At 36.2% G+C, this 15,550-nt stretch carries 15 protein-coding genes and 2 pseudogenes; 5 read left to right on the forward strand and 12 right to left on the reverse strand.

Features of this window, described 5'->3' with window-relative positions; all coding sequences use genetic code 11:
• Positions 1–48 precede the first annotated feature (48 nt).
• From MSVAZ_RS05470 to MSVAZ_RS05480, 3 genes are all read left to right on the forward strand, one after another.
• The gene (locus tag MSVAZ_RS05470; RefSeq protein WP_229397167.1) at positions 49–852 is read left to right on the forward strand and encodes a phosphatase PAP2 family protein; all 804 of its coding nucleotides are present in this window, start codon (positions 49–51) and stop codon (positions 850–852) included.
• The gene (locus MSVAZ_RS05475) at positions 824–1,966 is read left to right on the forward strand and encodes a UDP-N-acetylglucosamine--N-acetylmuramyl-(pentapeptide) pyrophosphoryl-undecaprenol N-acetylglucosamine transferase (protein WP_048119042.1); all 1,143 of its coding nucleotides are present in this window, start codon (positions 824–826) and stop codon (positions 1,964–1,966) included. Before MSVAZ_RS05470 ends, MSVAZ_RS05475 begins: the two co-directional genes overlap by 29 nt.
• Positions 1,967–2,116: 150 nt before the next feature.
• Positions 2,117–3,163, forward strand: a complete 1,047-nt coding sequence (locus MSVAZ_RS05480; RefSeq protein ID WP_048119045.1) for a lysylphosphatidylglycerol synthase transmembrane domain-containing protein — start codon at positions 2,117–2,119, stop codon at positions 3,161–3,163.
• A gap of 357 nt (positions 3,164–3,520) precedes the next feature.
• On the opposite strand, the gene MSVAZ_RS05485 is transcribed toward MSVAZ_RS05480, so the two are convergent.
• The 11 genes and pseudogenes from MSVAZ_RS05485 to tsaA all read right to left on the reverse strand — a co-directional run bounded on the left by MSVAZ_RS05485 (position 3,521) and on the right by tsaA (position 12,804).
• A complete protein-coding gene (locus MSVAZ_RS05485) occupies positions 3,521–4,819 on the reverse strand; it encodes a right-handed parallel beta-helix repeat-containing protein (RefSeq protein ID WP_052727892.1) in 1,299 nt (432 codons plus the stop codon).
• A 411-nt stretch (positions 4,820–5,230) separates the two neighbouring features.
• Positions 5,231–5,371, reverse strand: a pseudogene (locus tag MSVAZ_RS21085) (IS110 family transposase); the annotation flags it as partial.
• 119 nt (positions 5,372–5,490) lie between these two features.
• On the reverse strand, positions 5,491–5,841 hold the full coding sequence (locus MSVAZ_RS05495; RefSeq protein WP_048119052.1) for a cupin domain-containing protein: 351 nt from the start codon (positions 5,839–5,841) through the stop codon (positions 5,491–5,493).
• Between the two features lie 11 nt (positions 5,842–5,852).
• Positions 5,853–6,599, reverse strand: coding sequence for a class I SAM-dependent methyltransferase (locus MSVAZ_RS19290; protein WP_198146805.1), 747 nt, complete (start codon positions 6,597–6,599; stop codon positions 5,853–5,855).
• A gap of 229 nt (positions 6,600–6,828) precedes the next feature.
• Complete coding sequence (locus tag MSVAZ_RS05505; RefSeq protein WP_052727893.1) at positions 6,829–7,323, reverse strand: GNAT family N-acetyltransferase; 495 nt, start codon at positions 7,321–7,323, stop codon at positions 6,829–6,831.
• A gap of 170 nt (positions 7,324–7,493) precedes the next feature.
• Positions 7,494–8,219, reverse strand: coding sequence for a class I SAM-dependent methyltransferase (locus tag MSVAZ_RS05510; RefSeq protein ID WP_048119055.1), 726 nt, complete (start codon positions 8,217–8,219; stop codon positions 7,494–7,496).
• A gap of 288 nt (positions 8,220–8,507) precedes the next feature.
• Positions 8,508–9,287 (reverse strand): PhzF family phenazine biosynthesis protein, encoded by a 780-nt coding sequence (locus MSVAZ_RS05515; RefSeq protein ID WP_048119059.1) that lies wholly within the window; start codon positions 9,285–9,287, stop codon positions 8,508–8,510.
• 126 nt (positions 9,288–9,413) lie between these two features.
• Positions 9,414–10,094, reverse strand: coding sequence for a pyruvate kinase alpha/beta domain-containing protein (locus MSVAZ_RS05520; protein WP_048119061.1), 681 nt, complete (start codon positions 10,092–10,094; stop codon positions 9,414–9,416).
• A gap of 233 nt (positions 10,095–10,327) precedes the next feature.
• Positions 10,328–10,849: an SAM-dependent methyltransferase gene (locus MSVAZ_RS05525; protein ID WP_232316225.1), complete on the reverse strand. Its 522-nt coding sequence runs from the start codon at positions 10,847–10,849 to the stop codon at positions 10,328–10,330.
• A gap of 361 nt (positions 10,850–11,210) precedes the next feature.
• Entirely contained in the window at positions 11,211–11,750 is a 540-nt protein-coding gene (locus tag MSVAZ_RS05530) for a GyrI-like domain-containing protein (protein ID WP_048119065.1), read from the reverse strand.
• A gap of 88 nt (positions 11,751–11,838) precedes the next feature.
• Positions 11,839–12,804 carry a tRNA (N6-threonylcarbamoyladenosine(37)-N6)-methyltransferase TrmO gene (gene tsaA / locus MSVAZ_RS18735; protein WP_052727894.1) on the reverse strand — a complete coding sequence of 322 codons (966 nt, stop codon included), beginning with the start codon at positions 12,802–12,804 and terminating at the stop codon, positions 11,839–11,841.
• 302 nt (positions 12,805–13,106) lie between these two features.
• Between tsaA and MSVAZ_RS05545 the strand changes: the two genes are divergently transcribed.
• Together MSVAZ_RS05545 and MSVAZ_RS05550 are read left to right on the forward strand one after the other, a co-directional pair.
• Entirely contained in the window at positions 13,107–13,490 is a 384-nt protein-coding gene (locus MSVAZ_RS05545; RefSeq protein ID WP_048119068.1) for an ArsR/SmtB family transcription factor, read from the forward strand.
• A 240-nt stretch (positions 13,491–13,730) separates the two neighbouring features.
• A pseudogene (locus tag MSVAZ_RS05550) lies at positions 13,731–14,926 on the forward strand (IS1634 family transposase); the annotation flags it as partial.
• Between the two features lie 254 nt (positions 14,927–15,180).
• Here the strand turns inward: MSVAZ_RS05550 and MSVAZ_RS05555 are convergent.
• The gene (locus tag MSVAZ_RS05555; RefSeq protein ID WP_048119071.1) at positions 15,181–15,435 is read right to left on the reverse strand and encodes a PRC-barrel domain-containing protein; all 255 of its coding nucleotides are present in this window, start codon (positions 15,433–15,435) and stop codon (positions 15,181–15,183) included.
• Between the last annotated feature and the right edge of the window lie 115 nt (positions 15,436–15,550).

Raw genomic sequence — 15,550 nt, forward strand, 5'->3', positions numbered from 1 at the left:
AAACATTGAGGCGCACATTAAATGACATTCTTAAATCACTTAGACTTTATGATAATGCTGTCTCTTATATTTTCAGTACCTGCAGGCTATTATATTTTTGTGCCGGAACCTCTTCGGCCCAAATATTATTATAGAAACCTTGGGTCGTCTGGAATTTCAGATATTCTACCTTATGTAGCTTCGGCGACACTCATCTTTATACTTATGGATTCACAAAGAGAAATTTCAAACTTCCTGGGTCTCAGTCCCTCTCTTAATTATGATAGATATATGTTGATGCTGGAAGGTACTAAAGTGAGTATTTTCCAGAGCCTGGCCAATCCAACACTGACATACTTTTGCGGAGCAGTTTATCTGGTCGGATTTCCGTTCCTTCTAATCTTTACATTTATATTATTCCTGTTTAGCCAGGATGATGAGACTCTTAAAGAATATGTAATTTCTTTCACGCTTATATATTTGATAGCTTACGTTTTTTACATATTTTTCCCAGTAGATGTGACAGGGCATGTGTTGCCAGGAATGGTTCCTTTGCTATATCAATTGAATCCGGCCATCCTGGGGATAGTAACTATCTGTAGTCCCGGTCTTAACAATTGCTTCCCAAGCCTGCATGCTGCACTCTCGGTAATGGCAACGATGTTTATACTTTTCAAGACCGATCTCAGGCGTTACAAGGTTTTTGCGGTAGTAACAACCATTTTCATCCTTTTTTCAATACTGTATCTTGGCATACACTGGATCACGGATATGATTGGCGGAATTCTACTCGCTTTTATTTCTTATTTCTTAGCTATTCGAGTTTTTAAAAAGAGGTTCAAGGATGAAAGTACTCATTTTTATATGCGGTGAAGGGTTAGGTCATACCAGCCGCTGTATCGCATTGGGCCGGGAGTTGTTAGCTGCAGGCCATGAAGTTTACTTAGGAGCATATGGTTATTCAAAGGAGTTTATCGAGAGAAAAGGATACAAGGCCGTTGAAATACCCCCGGAAATAAAACTTGTAGGTGAGTCCGGTTCTCTGAACCTGAAAAGATCAATTATATCCACCCTGAAAAACGGGAGTGTTTTTGCCATTTTCAAGGTCCTGAGCTTATTAAAAGAAAAGAAACCTGATATTGTGGTTTCAGATAGTTATTTTACAGGAGTAGTTGCCTCTAAAGTCAGCGGAATTCCTGTTTACCTCATAGTTAATCAGTCAAACATGGAAACTTTCTTTAAAAATGGGGGCATTGCCCTAAGAACTCTGGGCGGAATAATTAAACAGTTTTATAGCTACATTTTCAGAAGAGTTGACAGGATAGTAATTCCGGATTTCCCAATGCCTTATACCGTATGCCGGCTAAATCTTGCTTTTGAAGAAAAGGTTTCCAAAAATCTGTTTTTCAGTGGCCCTCTGATCCTTGAAAAATTTAGCGATGTGAAAGCTGAAGTCTTGCAAAAACCCCATGTATTATCTTTAATCGGGGGATTTGGATATCGAGAGCCCATATTCAGAAAGGTTATCGAAGTTGCAAAACTTGACAAAAGCATAAATTACACTCTCCTTTCGGGACCGAGCCTGAATCCTGATGTTTTCTCAAACCTTCCAGAAAATGTTACAATTAAGCGTTTTATTAATGATCAGTTCCCTTATCTCAAGGCTTCTGATCTTGTGATTGCCCCGGGAGGACATAGCACTATAATGGAAGCTCTTACTTTCGGGGTTCCAGTACTTTCGTTTCCGGATATGAACCATAGTGAGCAGGAAAGTAATGCTGCTGTGATTGGCCTTGAAGGTTATGGCAAATGTTTGGATTACAGCGCATCTCCAGAAGAGATCCTTCGGTCGATAAAAGAGCTTTTAAAAGATGAAAAGATCCACCAGAAGGTTGAAATTATGAAACAACTATCTAAAGAACTCGATCCTACTGCAACGTTCAAAGAACTCCTTGAATCAAACAGTAAGATAAGTCAAAAAGTATAATTAGGGTGTTGTAGTGGACTATTGCAGTTGAATAATAGACTATTGCAGTTGAATAATAGACTATTGCAGTTGAATAATGGACTGTTGCAGTTGAATAGTGGACTATTGCAGTTGAATAATTCTGAATAAGGTCTAATGGATTGTGTTTTCATGAAAAATCACACAAAGTGGATAACAAGCTCAATTTTGATCAGTATAATTTCAATAGTGTTTGTTCTCATCTTTACTCTTGATAAGACAACAATTGAAGTTGTCAGGGAGATCAAGCCCGGATATGTAATAGCTGCGCTTGTTATCCACCTGTTTTCTTTTTTTATCTGGGGACTGCGCATAAAATCAATGGCATCTGCACTGGGGCATGAAATAGATCTTAAAACTTCTATAGAAATGGTAATTTCCGGTACTTTTGTTGCAGCGCTTACGCCTTCTTCAATAGGTGGAGAACCTTTGAGAATTCATCTCCTGAAACAGAGAAATATGCCGGTTGGACAGGCTACTGCAGTTATTCTGGGAGAACGTGTACTGGACGCTCTATTGATCCTGTTAGCTGTGCCTTTTTCGCTGTATTTTCTCCGTGGTGTACTGTCAGATCCCAGAACGGATACTGTGATTATACTAGGAGAAGTCCTTTCAATAATTGTCTTTGCCCTCATGATATATGCAACCATGAAACCTCGCTTTATTAAGCTCGTAATAAATTGCCTTATGAAATGGATTGGACGTTTTAGTGGTAAGAAAATAGGAGACAAACTGCAGAAATTATCAGGATCGATTGACAGGGAAATTGACGAATTTCATTCAAGCATAAATGTCTTTCTAACAGAAGGGCGTAAAGGCCTGTATTATGGGCTGATATTCACAGTCATATACTGGATAGTGGAGTTTTCCTCGCTCCCGGTAACTCTTATGGGCCTTAATCAGGCTCCTTCAGTCCTCATTTCTTTCGCAGTACAGGTTCTGCTCATGATTATCATAGTCATGCCTTTGACCCCAGGTGCAAGTGGTGTGGCAGAACTTGCTGCAATTTCCCTCTTTTCAATCTTTGTGCCAGCAAGTATTCTTGGAATTACAGTGGCAGCATGGAGAGCTTTTACATTTTATACGAATATTATTGCCGGAGGATTTGTGAGTTTTAAGTTGCTTAAAGACACGGATCTGGTGAAAAAGTACTTAAACCAATCCCAAAGTGAAACTTAATGTTTTATCCCAAAATTGTTTCGCGGTTTTAATTTCTTTTATTGCAGTTATATATCGAGCCGATCCCAAAACTCAAAATTGCTTCTCTGAATATTGTATTCTGGATTATCAATAGAGCTTATGATTCTGAAAAATAATCCTGAAACACTTACTGATGTGGAAATAATATTGGTTTTGGGACGAGCTCATCTTGTACAAATGACTCACCATTTTATTCAACTTCGAATTTGGTTCATTTTACATGATCATTCTATAGTATCAAAATGGAATTGGAATTAACTCAAGTTTAATTTTTTGAGTCGCCTGCTGTTGTATTGTATATTAACTTTCAAGTAGTCTTGAATCTGCGAAATCATTTCAGGATACAACGAAGAATTTACAATACAATATACTATATATTATTGCCATTAGTCGTAACCTGATGGTTGTAGTAAGTGGAATAGAGCCTAATTCCATTGGTTTTACAGCCTTGCATGTCCACGTTGAGCCCGTCCAGGTCCAGCCTGAAGAAGTCTGATGAGTTTCAGGATCTCTAAAATCGGCATTAGAACTACTTGTTTGATACACATCCCCGTTTTCATTATTGTAAAAAGAATTGTTAGTTACAGAAAGGTTTGCTCCTGCAAGATCAGCAATCGCATATCCTGTTCCCGTCTGAGAAATTGCAGCATGTTGAATTGTATTTGTAAAAACATTATCTTTTATTACTGTACCTTGCCCTCCATCTTGATTTCTAAAGGCGTTATTTTTCACCCCATCAAAAACATTGTCATAAATCTGAGTGCCCTTGAACCCATCATTGACTATGCCTCCTGTAGATGGAATATTATAACTCTGTCCTGTTTCATAGAATAAATTGTGATGGATCAGAATCTCTTGAGTGTTTGAGACTCCTGCATCATAGGCAACTAACCAGACACCTTTTCCCCATGTTCTATTAAGGACATTATTATAGATCTCCACGTTACCTACAGTGCCGTTGGAATCTTCTATCTGGATGCCAGGATCACCCCCGCCAGCATCCAATTGTGCATCTATAACATTATCATGGAATCTGACATTTGCAGAGTTCCAGATCCTGAGACCACTGTTTGTTCTTGTAGTTATTCGATTATTGAAGCATTCAATATACTGGCTCTCAATTCCAAAGAAGCCTTCATGTCCGAGTCTGTAAACAAGATTATTATAAAATTCAATATTTTTACTTCTTTTAATTCTCAGGCCATCTCCCAGACCATCGTGAAAAGTGCAGTTATAAACCTGTACATTATCACAATCGATCATATAGATGCAGTTATAATACCCTGCACCATGCGGAGTTTCGGAATTTCCGTTACTGTTCGCATTAATTTCTAAATTTTGAATTGTGATATTTTGAACACCATTTCCTGAGATTAATGGTTTCCATGCAGGCCATCCGGCGTTGTCTGGAATTGTGATTACAGTTCCGGGTTCACCTTCTAAAATAGTGTTAGATTGAAGAATTATTGAGTCTGTCAAAACATAAGTTCCAGCAGGAAGGTGAATTATACCTCCCTGCTGAAGCTCCTGGTTAATATCATTTTGGTTTGCTGCTCCAGCTATTCCAGGTGACAGTAACATAAATAGGATGGTAAATGAAATGATAGATAGAATAATAGCGGAAAATATTTTCATTTTTTAGGTCCTTAAGATATGCTGTGAGATGAGTAGACAAACCAACGATGTAATCCAACAACGAATTATCAACGAATTATCAACGAATTATAGTAGTGTTTAAGCAATTTAGTTATGGATCATTATAATTAAGAACGGGACTACAGATGAAGTATTGGCTATGTATTGATGTATCATAACTAAGTTGCCATGATAGTAGCTGCAAATTCTTGTAAATTCTTTAAACGATTCCATTATGTTGATTGACAATTCCATTATGTTGATTGATAATTCCATTATGTTGATTGACAAATTCATTATGATATTGATTAACAAAAAACTTGTCCCTAAACTCAAAATAGCGTCTCTTAATTTCCAAATTCCAAATGATCAATCATTGGTTGTGCATGTTATTCGAAGAATATCATGTGCGTTTTGGGAAAGACTTGCTATAATCTGGTCAACGCTCTTACCTGAAGAGATTCCTGATAAGATCATTAACCATTCTTGCCAATTATATCTTTCAGCATAAAGATTAAACATTTCAGGAGCGAGTATAGCATGAGCTTTATTACAACGGGAGCGCAGAGGGTCACGAATATAAGAGACAATAAAGACTTTTTTTGCTAATAGACTGTCTTGCAGCACTATAATGAACGCAGCTATCAAGAACCCTGAGTTTTACAAATTCCTTATTCTTCAGCTCCCATAATCCGTTTCCCCCCAAACGCATGAATAGTTCTCGTTCCTGCAATACATTTTCCCCATTGTTCTGTCCCCTTAGGAATGAATAACTCATCCCCGGGATTAAGAACAAACTCCTCACCATTCAATATTGCCGTATACTGGCCGCTAACACAAACCATGTACTCATCAAATTCATGTGCATGTTTCTTAGAAACCCTGGCCGAATAGCAGGTCCAGAATGCCATCTGGCTGCCGTCTGAACCTTCGTAAAAATAGCCGTCGATGTCCTCAGTATTTTGCTCTTTACTGCTGATATGGTTACTTTTACTTTTCATAAAGTCTGGAAAATCTTGCATATCTGGAACCTTCAGTCCTTAAATGGCTTTTTAAACCACAAAAATGTCTCTCCATGGTTATACTCAAGTTCAACCTGTTTATTATAGTCATTTCTTAAATCGGCAAGGCCGCGTTCATAGTCACTGTCATTGATTAAATGGAACATAGAATATCCTTTATTTTCTACTAATATTAAAAAATTATGAGAGATTGCCTGCTTGTGATTTACATCTGTAATCTCTTTCTTCAAAAATACAAAACCATTGTTAATGGCACTTTCTATTATTTCAGGAATATCCGGGTATCTCTTTTTTTCCACTTCTACGGTTGTTGGGAAGTATTTTACCCAGAACCTTGATTCTATTTGTTTATGGGATTCGGTAACAATACAGAGAGAGCCGCTCTGTTTAAGTACTCTATTCAACTCTTTAAACATTATTCTAATTTCCGGTACATGATGTATTACATCAGTCATATATATAAAATCGAAAAAGTTGTCCCTAAATGGTATTTTTTCATGGTTGCCTTTTTCGAAAATGACATCCGTATTTTTGTCAATGGCTTTTTGTCTCATCTCGTCAGCAGGTTCAACACCATACACATTAGCATTTGTTATCCGCTTCAGAGCACAGGTGAAGTTGCCAGTTCCACAACCAAAATCAAGTATGTTCGTTCCTTCAGAAAAAGACAGATTTTCCAAAAATCGGTTTACTGTGTCTATGTTCTCTTTTCTTGTTAAATCGTATTTTTTTGCCAGTTCATTATAATCAATTCCCACAAATCATCCCTTCCAGTAGTAAATGAGACGACCCCAAAATTCAAAATTATTTTCTTTTGATCTTGCGGTTTGAATGGTCAATTAAGAATGGTCAATTAAGAATGGTCAACTAAGAATGGTCAATTAAGAATGGTCAATTAATACAGCATAGATATGGAAGTCTTAAATCACGTCTAATTTACACTTTCTTGAATATTCATAGAACTATAACTAACACAGCCAATGATGATTATTTCATATGTTTCTCCAGGATATAAGTTCCGTTATATTTGTCTCTGGGATTTTTAATTTTTACAACCTTAAATCCACATTTATTTACGTAAAAATTATGGTTTCTTCTGGAAAAACCTGGCGTATCTGTGTACCATTTTACAGTATCAGGATATTTCGATTCGATGAATTTCCAAATTATCAACCCTAATCCTTTATCCTGGAATTCAGGATCAAGAAAAATATTCCCTAAGAAGTTTACATTATTTTCCTTTATCCAGACTATTACAGCGCCTATTGGTTTGCCTTCTTTAGAAACCTTATATGCTTGAGACGCGGGGTTCAGAGCATATTCGCGTAGAAAATCTCCGTTATCATAGCCATCAGGGCCTCCAGTTGGTTGATTTAAATGCCTTTGAGTATCCTCATCAAATGCTCTTTTCATTATGGGTGTAAGGATATCAACATCCTCTTCCGTAAACCTTTCAAATTGAAGACCACCATATACTTCCACTCAATTTCCCTTCTTGTAAATAAATAAAATTCACATTTTTTTTCACTGATTTCATTATAATCTATAATGCTTGGCCCTTCTTAAATTACTATTAAGGGGCACGTATTTGGTTTGCTGTGCCGATATATCTTACACCTCGGACGTCATTATACGAATTCGGATGTGTTTTCTTAAACCGTTTTTGCCATAATTACTACAAATGAGGGAATTCTACAATGATACTCTTTTTCCGGGCACAATTCTATTAATTCTCTTGGAGGAACCGGTTCTCTAAGTGAACTCACGTACATTCCTGCTTTTTCAATTGCTTCTATGTACCTTGATAACGGTCTATGATAATGCAATGTTTTGCCCCAGAAATTTAATTCTTCGACCCTTTCCTCTAAATAATTTCCAATTTTTTTGTATGTTTTTATGTTATTTTCGTTTTCCTCCCAGTCACTTAAAAAGAAGCATGGATGTGTTATTGAGAAAATAAAAGTCCCAGGTTTTTTTAGTACCCTGTCTACTTCAAAAACAAGTGATTCAATCTCAGGAATATCCATTAGCAACATATTTGCCACAACAATGTCAAACGATTTATCTTCAAAAGTTAACTTCCTGGTCAAATCCATATTATAATATTGAAGATTATCATGGACATGCTTGTGTTTTGCTATATCTAACATAGCTTCAGAACTATCTACAGCTGTAACTAACGCTCCTTTTTGTGCAAGTTCTAACGAAAAAAAACCGTCACCACATCCTGCATCGAGAATGCGTTTTCCTTTTACGTTTCCTAATAATTCATTTACGGCAGCCAGGTATATCTGAGAATTAAAATTTCTTCCCCGATTGTTTTTCTCACTATAAGTTTCAGCAACAATATCCCAGTGGTTTATACTATTCGCTCTCATTAATCAGCAGACTCCTTTCAACTACGATTCATCTTGCTAAACCAAAAATATTCATATTCCGGGTCTATTTTGTATGATGGCTCAGGATTCAAGGTGCTCTGCCCAAACATTAAGACTGAGGTGGGGTTTTTTTGCTTGTAAGATTTAGTCCTTGGAGGGCGGTAATATCTACCTTATATAAGGAATATGGCATTGCATACTTAGTTCCGCTCAAAACTTTGTCCATGCTGAACTTGCTATCAGTGCCCTGAACAGGAGTTTATTGTTATGCTCAGCAGCCTTTTCTATTTAAATCAGTAATTCTCCTTCCAGCACTGTTACTGCTTTTCCCGAAATTAAAACCCTGTCATCGGCAACTTTTACTCTCAGGATGCCCCCGCGTTCAGACGCCTGATATGCAACGAACTCATTTTTATTCAGCTTTTTTTGCCAGTAGGGTCCCAAACAGCAGTGAACCGATCCTGTAACTGGATCTTCCGATACACCTACTTTTGGCGCGAAAAATCTTGACACAAAGTCATACGCCCTGGATCTGCTTGTGACAATTACTCCCCTTGTGGGGACTTTCAAAAGTTTCATGAAATCTGGTTTCATAGTTTTGACTATCTCTTCGGATTCGACTTCTACCAGATAATCAAACTCGCTTTTCCCTACGTAGATTGTTTGAGTCCCAAGCGCTTCCAATAAATCTTTTGGGGATTCTGTTTTTTCTTCAGTTAATGCTGGAAAATTCAGTTCAATCCAGTCCTCATTCATCCTTGCTGTTAATAGACCGCTTTTTGTGCTGAACTTTGCCTCCAGATCTTTCTTTAAATACCCTTTTTCCCACAGAATATGAGCACTTGCCAGTGTTGCGTGCCCGCATAATTCGACTTCCGCATTTGGGGTAAACCACCTTAGATTATACCCCTCACCTTCTTTAAAAAGAAATGCAGTATCTGACAGATTCATCTCACGAGCTATGTTCTGCATTAATTTCTCGTCCAGCTTCTTATTTAGAACACATACGCCTGCTGGATTTCCCGAAAACGTTTTTTCCGTAAATGCATCAACCTGATAAATCTTCATTATGAATCCTCTCTTGAAATGATGGCTTCTGGAATGGCGACACGTCTCACTATTGATAGGATATAGCGATAAATGCGCTGACATCGGATGTCACATGATTTGGAGTCAGCTATGGACGCTGATCCCTTATCTCAAATACTCAATATTTATATCCGGTTGTAAAGCAATTCCTGGCTTTGCCAGTAACTCAACAAACCTGAATCCTTTTGAAGGGTGAAACATGTTTGCCGAGGCACAACTTCTCATTATCCAGGCGGTATCAAGCCCTCTCTCAGTACCTGCACATGCTAGCACAAGCTCTCCTTCAGGAACAACTCCAGCATCAGTTGACATCAATACACTTTCCAAGCAGACTAAAGTCCCCGGGGAAATTAGCTCAAGGGTTTTTGCTATAACATCGAGGGATGTGACCTGGCGAAGATGTAATCTCATAGAAAAACTAGGTCCGAAAAAAGGAATTGTTCCCTGAACTATTTTTACATTAAGTTGATCCAGTATAACTCTGTTTTTTTCGGTAATGCTCATAGGAACACGGTGTAATCCCTCTTGTACCCAATTATTTTTTATATCCTTCAGCTCAGGAATGTCACTAAAAACATCTTTTTCCATTTGATCTATTTCCCAATACATACCCTGAGGACAGGTAACACAAATTATGGTCTTATTGGTAATATTTTGGGCAATTTTTACAGCGCTCTCTCCAGTTATGGAAGCAACAACAATATCTTTAACAAAATTTGATTTTTCTCCAACAAGGTTAACAATTTCATCTGTGTTAACTGGACCAGGCCTTTCAAAAACTCGCATACATTTCCCTTTCTCTTATTCGTGTGTATTTATTAGTTGCCAGGAAGGCAACAATTAATGATTATATGCCTGAGCCAAAAGATCAGGCGAGAGTTCTTCAAAATATTTTAAATTCACAATTTAGTAGCCACGATTGCAACCAGATTAGAATAATTTCCATCTTCGGCTTCCATCATTCCAATATCCCTGCGAGCATAGTCGTTGTCGCACGAAAGCCAGTCCTGCCGTGCCTCTTAAAAACATTGTAACTCTTTGCACTCATGGATACTTGCTGAATCACAGTTTTTCCAGAGGTTATACCACCAGTCGCAAGAATGGAGACTGTTCATATCATCAAACCAGTACGGCTGTAACTCCACTGATACTCCGTTTGTGAACTCTTCTTTCAACCTCGGAACTTCGACTCCTATTTGTCCTTCTTTTTTTACAAGCGGAGCAAGATACTTTGTCAAATAGTCTTCTTCAACTCCGAAATAGTTATAGGCATCAACACATATCGCAAGGTCAAAAAACTCATTCGCAAATGGTAAATCGTGAGCTTCAGCATGGATTGGAATTATCTTGTCTTCCAGTCCCATTGACTTGATTCTTTCATAATTTTCGGTTGCACTGATCCAGAGTTCAGTTGCGAAAACTGTGACATCATACTCTTTTGCCAGGAAGATTGAAGTTAGTCCTTTTCCGCAGCCAAGATCAAGTACTCGCATTCCTTTTTCAAGGTTTAAAGATTCTGACAATTCCTCAATGATTTTCATCAAGTTTGGGCTCATCATGTTTTCTTTAAGAAAATCAGCATCATATTTGACTCTTTTTAAGCACTATTTGATCACCTTTCATTTGTTTACTTATTCCATACTTTATCTACATTTTACACAGTTAACTGTAAAATTGTGAATTTAGTAACTGTCACAAAATAGATTATACAGATTAATTATAAAGTTAATTTTTCAATTGATGATAAAGATCTTGAAAAATCAAGACATTCAATCGAAACCTGTACATAATTTGTTCTGTGACTACTCCTTAGACTAAAACGAAAATTACAAGCTTTTTTTACAAAGAAACATTAAAAGATAAATATAAAAATAATGAAGAACTAGCAAGAATATTGAAAAATTAGTCATTTTTTAATTTTAGTGGAATATAATACTCAACTTCTGAGTTTTCGTTATCCAGTCCAAAGTAACGGTTTTTATGATAAGCTAATATCAAATAGGGATAAGCTTCTTCGTATTCAGAACTAGGCAGCCACTTTTTCCAGATGAATTCTCCTCCTCTGAACATTTCTCTTCCCTTGAAGGTAAATACTGCGTATTTAGTGGAGGGAAAAATCTTGCAAAACATCTCTAGGGGCATTTCACCGGTTTCTTTAACTTCAAGGCCTACGTATACGTAGAATTTTCCAGTTTCATCATAGTCATCTGGTTGAATATGTGCCTCATAAGTGACTTCGCTTACCGCATTTTTCTCAAGCTTTTCATCATATTTTTCATAAAGGTTATAAAAACGCTTCCAGAGCAATCCGATTTCATTTTCTACGTTCCATTCTTCTTTTGAATGAAATGGATTACCATAATAAACACATCCCATTAATTTCAAGGGGTTTTCATCAATGATTTCTATTTTCAGGGGTTTTGGAAAGTTATTGGTAGCCATATGGGTTCTTCCAAAAAAAGAAATAAAAAATGTACTTCTCGAGAGTACACTTTAATTTAACCCCCTATTAACTACTTGCTTTTTATCCTTATTGGCCATATGCCCACTCTGGCCAGAGAAAAGAAAGCCATCTGGGGACTTCTGGTTTTTCTACTCTGTCAAATGAGGGGAAATAAGCTTTTAAATCTATAATAGGAGTTCCATCACAAGCATCAAGATTGGATACATGTACTATCCCTTCTTTTTCGTTAACATCTTCTATTCTGCAGGTTGTTATTGATATGGGGTTTGGACGGTATTCTGCACGAGTTGCAAATATTCCGGTCAGCCTATCCAGAGAATATGGAGGATAGACCTGAAGCACATTTCGATATTCAATATTGTCAATCATATTTGCCCACCAGAGCACGATTACGTGACTGAAATTATTTAATTCTTTTAAGCCGGGAATGTATTTGTCAATAATTTTCAGGGATGTCTTCACGCCATCTTTCCTTACATATCCAATTGGCGAAATCTTAATGGGATTTTCTTGTTTTATGAGCTCTTCAGGTTGTCCTCTTAAATTTAAATCACCGCTTGAACCTCTATAAGTTTCTAAATTTATAATAGGAAATACAACCTCTGTCAGGAGCTCGTTATCAGGCACTTCCCTCGGAGTGTTAATGTAAGCCTCTCGTGGAGCTCCTATCATCTCATAACCGTTTTCAATAATGTGCTGCATCATCTCAGCGTACACTGAACCTATTTCTGCATAGGGACCTTTGTGGATAGCTGATAAAATTTTGTGTTTTGGCATAATTTTTATTTTTACTCTCTCATCGCCGTTTGTATCTCCCTGAAAGGGTATACCAATCTCGTATTGCATTTTTTCTGGCGGCACTTCTGTTGGGCTGGTATAATATACCGCAAAAGGAGGTTGAGTAATTTTGAGTCTTTTTTGTTTGATCCATCCTGCTAATTCTCCTATTATTTCTCCCATCTCCTCTACCAGACCTTCATGAGAAATGCTAGCTACCTGATGTTCTTCCACGATTTTTAATTTAATTTCCATGTTAAATTCTCCTTTAACTTTTTACTTACGCAATTGAACTGAAACCCAGTGAGATAAAAACTGAAAACTGTTTAAAATATGTATCAATTTGTTGTTTATTGTGTTTGAGTTGTATTTGAGTTGTATTTGATGCGTAAGCAGCATAATTGACTGTAGATATAAATTGGATTTCATATTATTAAAAATTCACTCTTTAATGGAATATTATTCCATATTTTTATGAACAAGTATTTTGAGAATGAGATATTTCGAGATAGTAATTGTAGAAAAGATATTTATTTAATTAAAAAAACAACTTAGTTATGGATAAAAAAAGCGATTTAGAGCTATCTCAAGAGTTTTTAATGAATTCATCAGAGGATATCGTTTCTATTTTAAAAACAATTTCTCATATTAACCGATTCAGGATTCTAATCCTTCTTTTAAACGGGCCTTTGACATTTCAGACGTTGCTTGAAAAGATAGATCTCAAAAAATCGGCGCTAGCCAATCATTTAACTGAATTAAAAGATAGCAATCTTGTGGAAAAAACACACCACGGCACTTATGAAATAAGTGAAAATGGGAAAAATTACATCAAATCAATTGAAAAAATTTATAAAGAGAGTAAAGTTATTGAAAAAAAAGTATGGGAAGCAAAACAAAGAGAACAGCTTTCGAAATCCTTTTTGGAACGTAAACAGTAATTCAAGAAAATAAAACTTGGTAAAATTGGTTTATAATAAGTTTTATAAGTTTTTTGAATCCTACTTTCCGCACTATTTTTTCACGCATAATATTTTTCGTATTCTTCTCCCATCAATCTCAGTACTTTAATTGTTTCCTCATCTAGATTTAATACTGACTTTCCGCAAATGCCCATTCAATTTTCATAATTTTCCTTGCTATTGTTTTTTCTGAAAATTGCCCTACGTATTCAAGCATGTGTTTTTGGGGATTATGATAACAAGGAAACTGAGTATATTGATATTACTTTTGGAATACCAAAAAACGGAAGATGGGATCTCAAACAATTTGTTTTGAGTTTGATTGTTAATCAGCATGGAATACCACTTTTCATGAACACCCATTCAGGGAATTCTTCAGACAAAAGCACAATTCTGGAAGCAATCAATTCTCTCAAATCAGCTTTAAGCCCGGAAAGCAAAGTGTACTATGTAGCTGATAGTTCTTTTTACACTGACAATAATATCAAGAACATAGGAAAATCATTCTGGATCAGTCGTGTTCCTGCAACAATTAATGAGGAAAAGGAACTGCTAACTGCAAATCTAAACCTGAAAACGTTGAAAAGCGACGAGAGATACTCATTTTATCAAACCTTTGTGGAATATGGTGGAGTTAAACAAAAGTGGGTTTTGTTACTCTCTCATAAAATGAAAGAAAAAAAGAGGTAACTCTCAGAAATAAGCTTGAAAAAGAGCTTGATAAAGCCGAAAAGTCGCTTAAAAAGTTGGCAGGAGATGACTTTTTCTGTGAAGAAGATGCATTAAAAGCAGCAGAAAAATGGATTGCAGATTTCCCTTCAGTTCTTTTTGAAAAAGTAGATTTGAAAACCATTAAAAAACGTGAAGCAGGTAAAAGAGGAAGCCCTCTGAAAAATGAAAAATTAAAGACATATTATAAGATTGATGGAATTATAAAGGTTAATGATGCTTTTGTTTTGAATGAAATGGAAAAAATGGGACTTTTCATTCTTGCAAGTAATGATATCCGTCTTTCTCCTGAAGAGATGCTGAAGTATTACAAAGGACAGGATAAAGTAGAAAAAGGATTCAGATTTTTGAAAAGTGATACCTTTAGCATATCGAAGGTGTATCTCAAGAATAAATCAAGAATTGAAGCGTTGACAATGATAATGGTTCTCTGCTTAATGATTTATGCAATTGCAGAATGGAAATTAAGGACAAAGTTAGAAGAAGAAAATGAAACGGTTCCAGATCAAAAAGGGAAACCAACAAAAAGACCAACAATGAGATGGATATTTTTCAAGTTTCAGGGAATTACAGAACTTATAACGCAGAAAAAAGGGAAAAAAAAGTCAGAAATACTGAATATGGAAGAGATTCACTGGAAAATATTGAGTCTAATGGGAGAGAAATATGAAAATATATATCTCTAGTTGCGTTAACCTGCCGAATCTAGTGTCTTGGCAATTTAATTGTTGATCATAATAGTGGTAGTTTCTCGTCAGCATATAACGATTTTGAGCTCATTAGATTACTAATAACTAAATTTTCATGACACTAGGTTTTATAGAAAGCAAGTTTCAATGAAAACAGGCGGAACTAAAAGAAGAGTTCCTCTGTTAAAAGAAAAATAAGAAAACAAATTTAATGTCCTAAAGGAAAGGAATTTTTGTCCCTTTCCTCCTATTTAGTTTATTTTTGCTTTCATCTTATCTATTATTATATAGTCTTTAATGGCACTTACGGAATCGAAAGGAATGAGGATAAAATTATCTGCTTTCCTGTACCTGGAAGGATCTAAATTGACATTTGGGGCAACCACCATGTCAATAATATTTCCCCCTTTAATCTCGACTACAACGTTACTCAACGTTCCTATTTCTGTTCCGTCGGTAGCCATTACCTGCTTGTTAAAGAGGTTCTTTGCAAATTCCTTAGACATTTTTATCGTATCTCCGTTGGCAGTATGTTATCGGTTTGGGTAAAATTGGCTTTCCACTTCGAATATTTTATTCCATTTGAAACCAGGATCTTTAAAACTTTTTCCTTTTAAAACT

This window comes from Methanosarcina vacuolata Z-761 (assembly GCF_000969905.1).
Taxonomy (GTDB): domain Archaea; phylum Halobacteriota; class Methanosarcinia; order Methanosarcinales; family Methanosarcinaceae; genus Methanosarcina; species Methanosarcina vacuolata.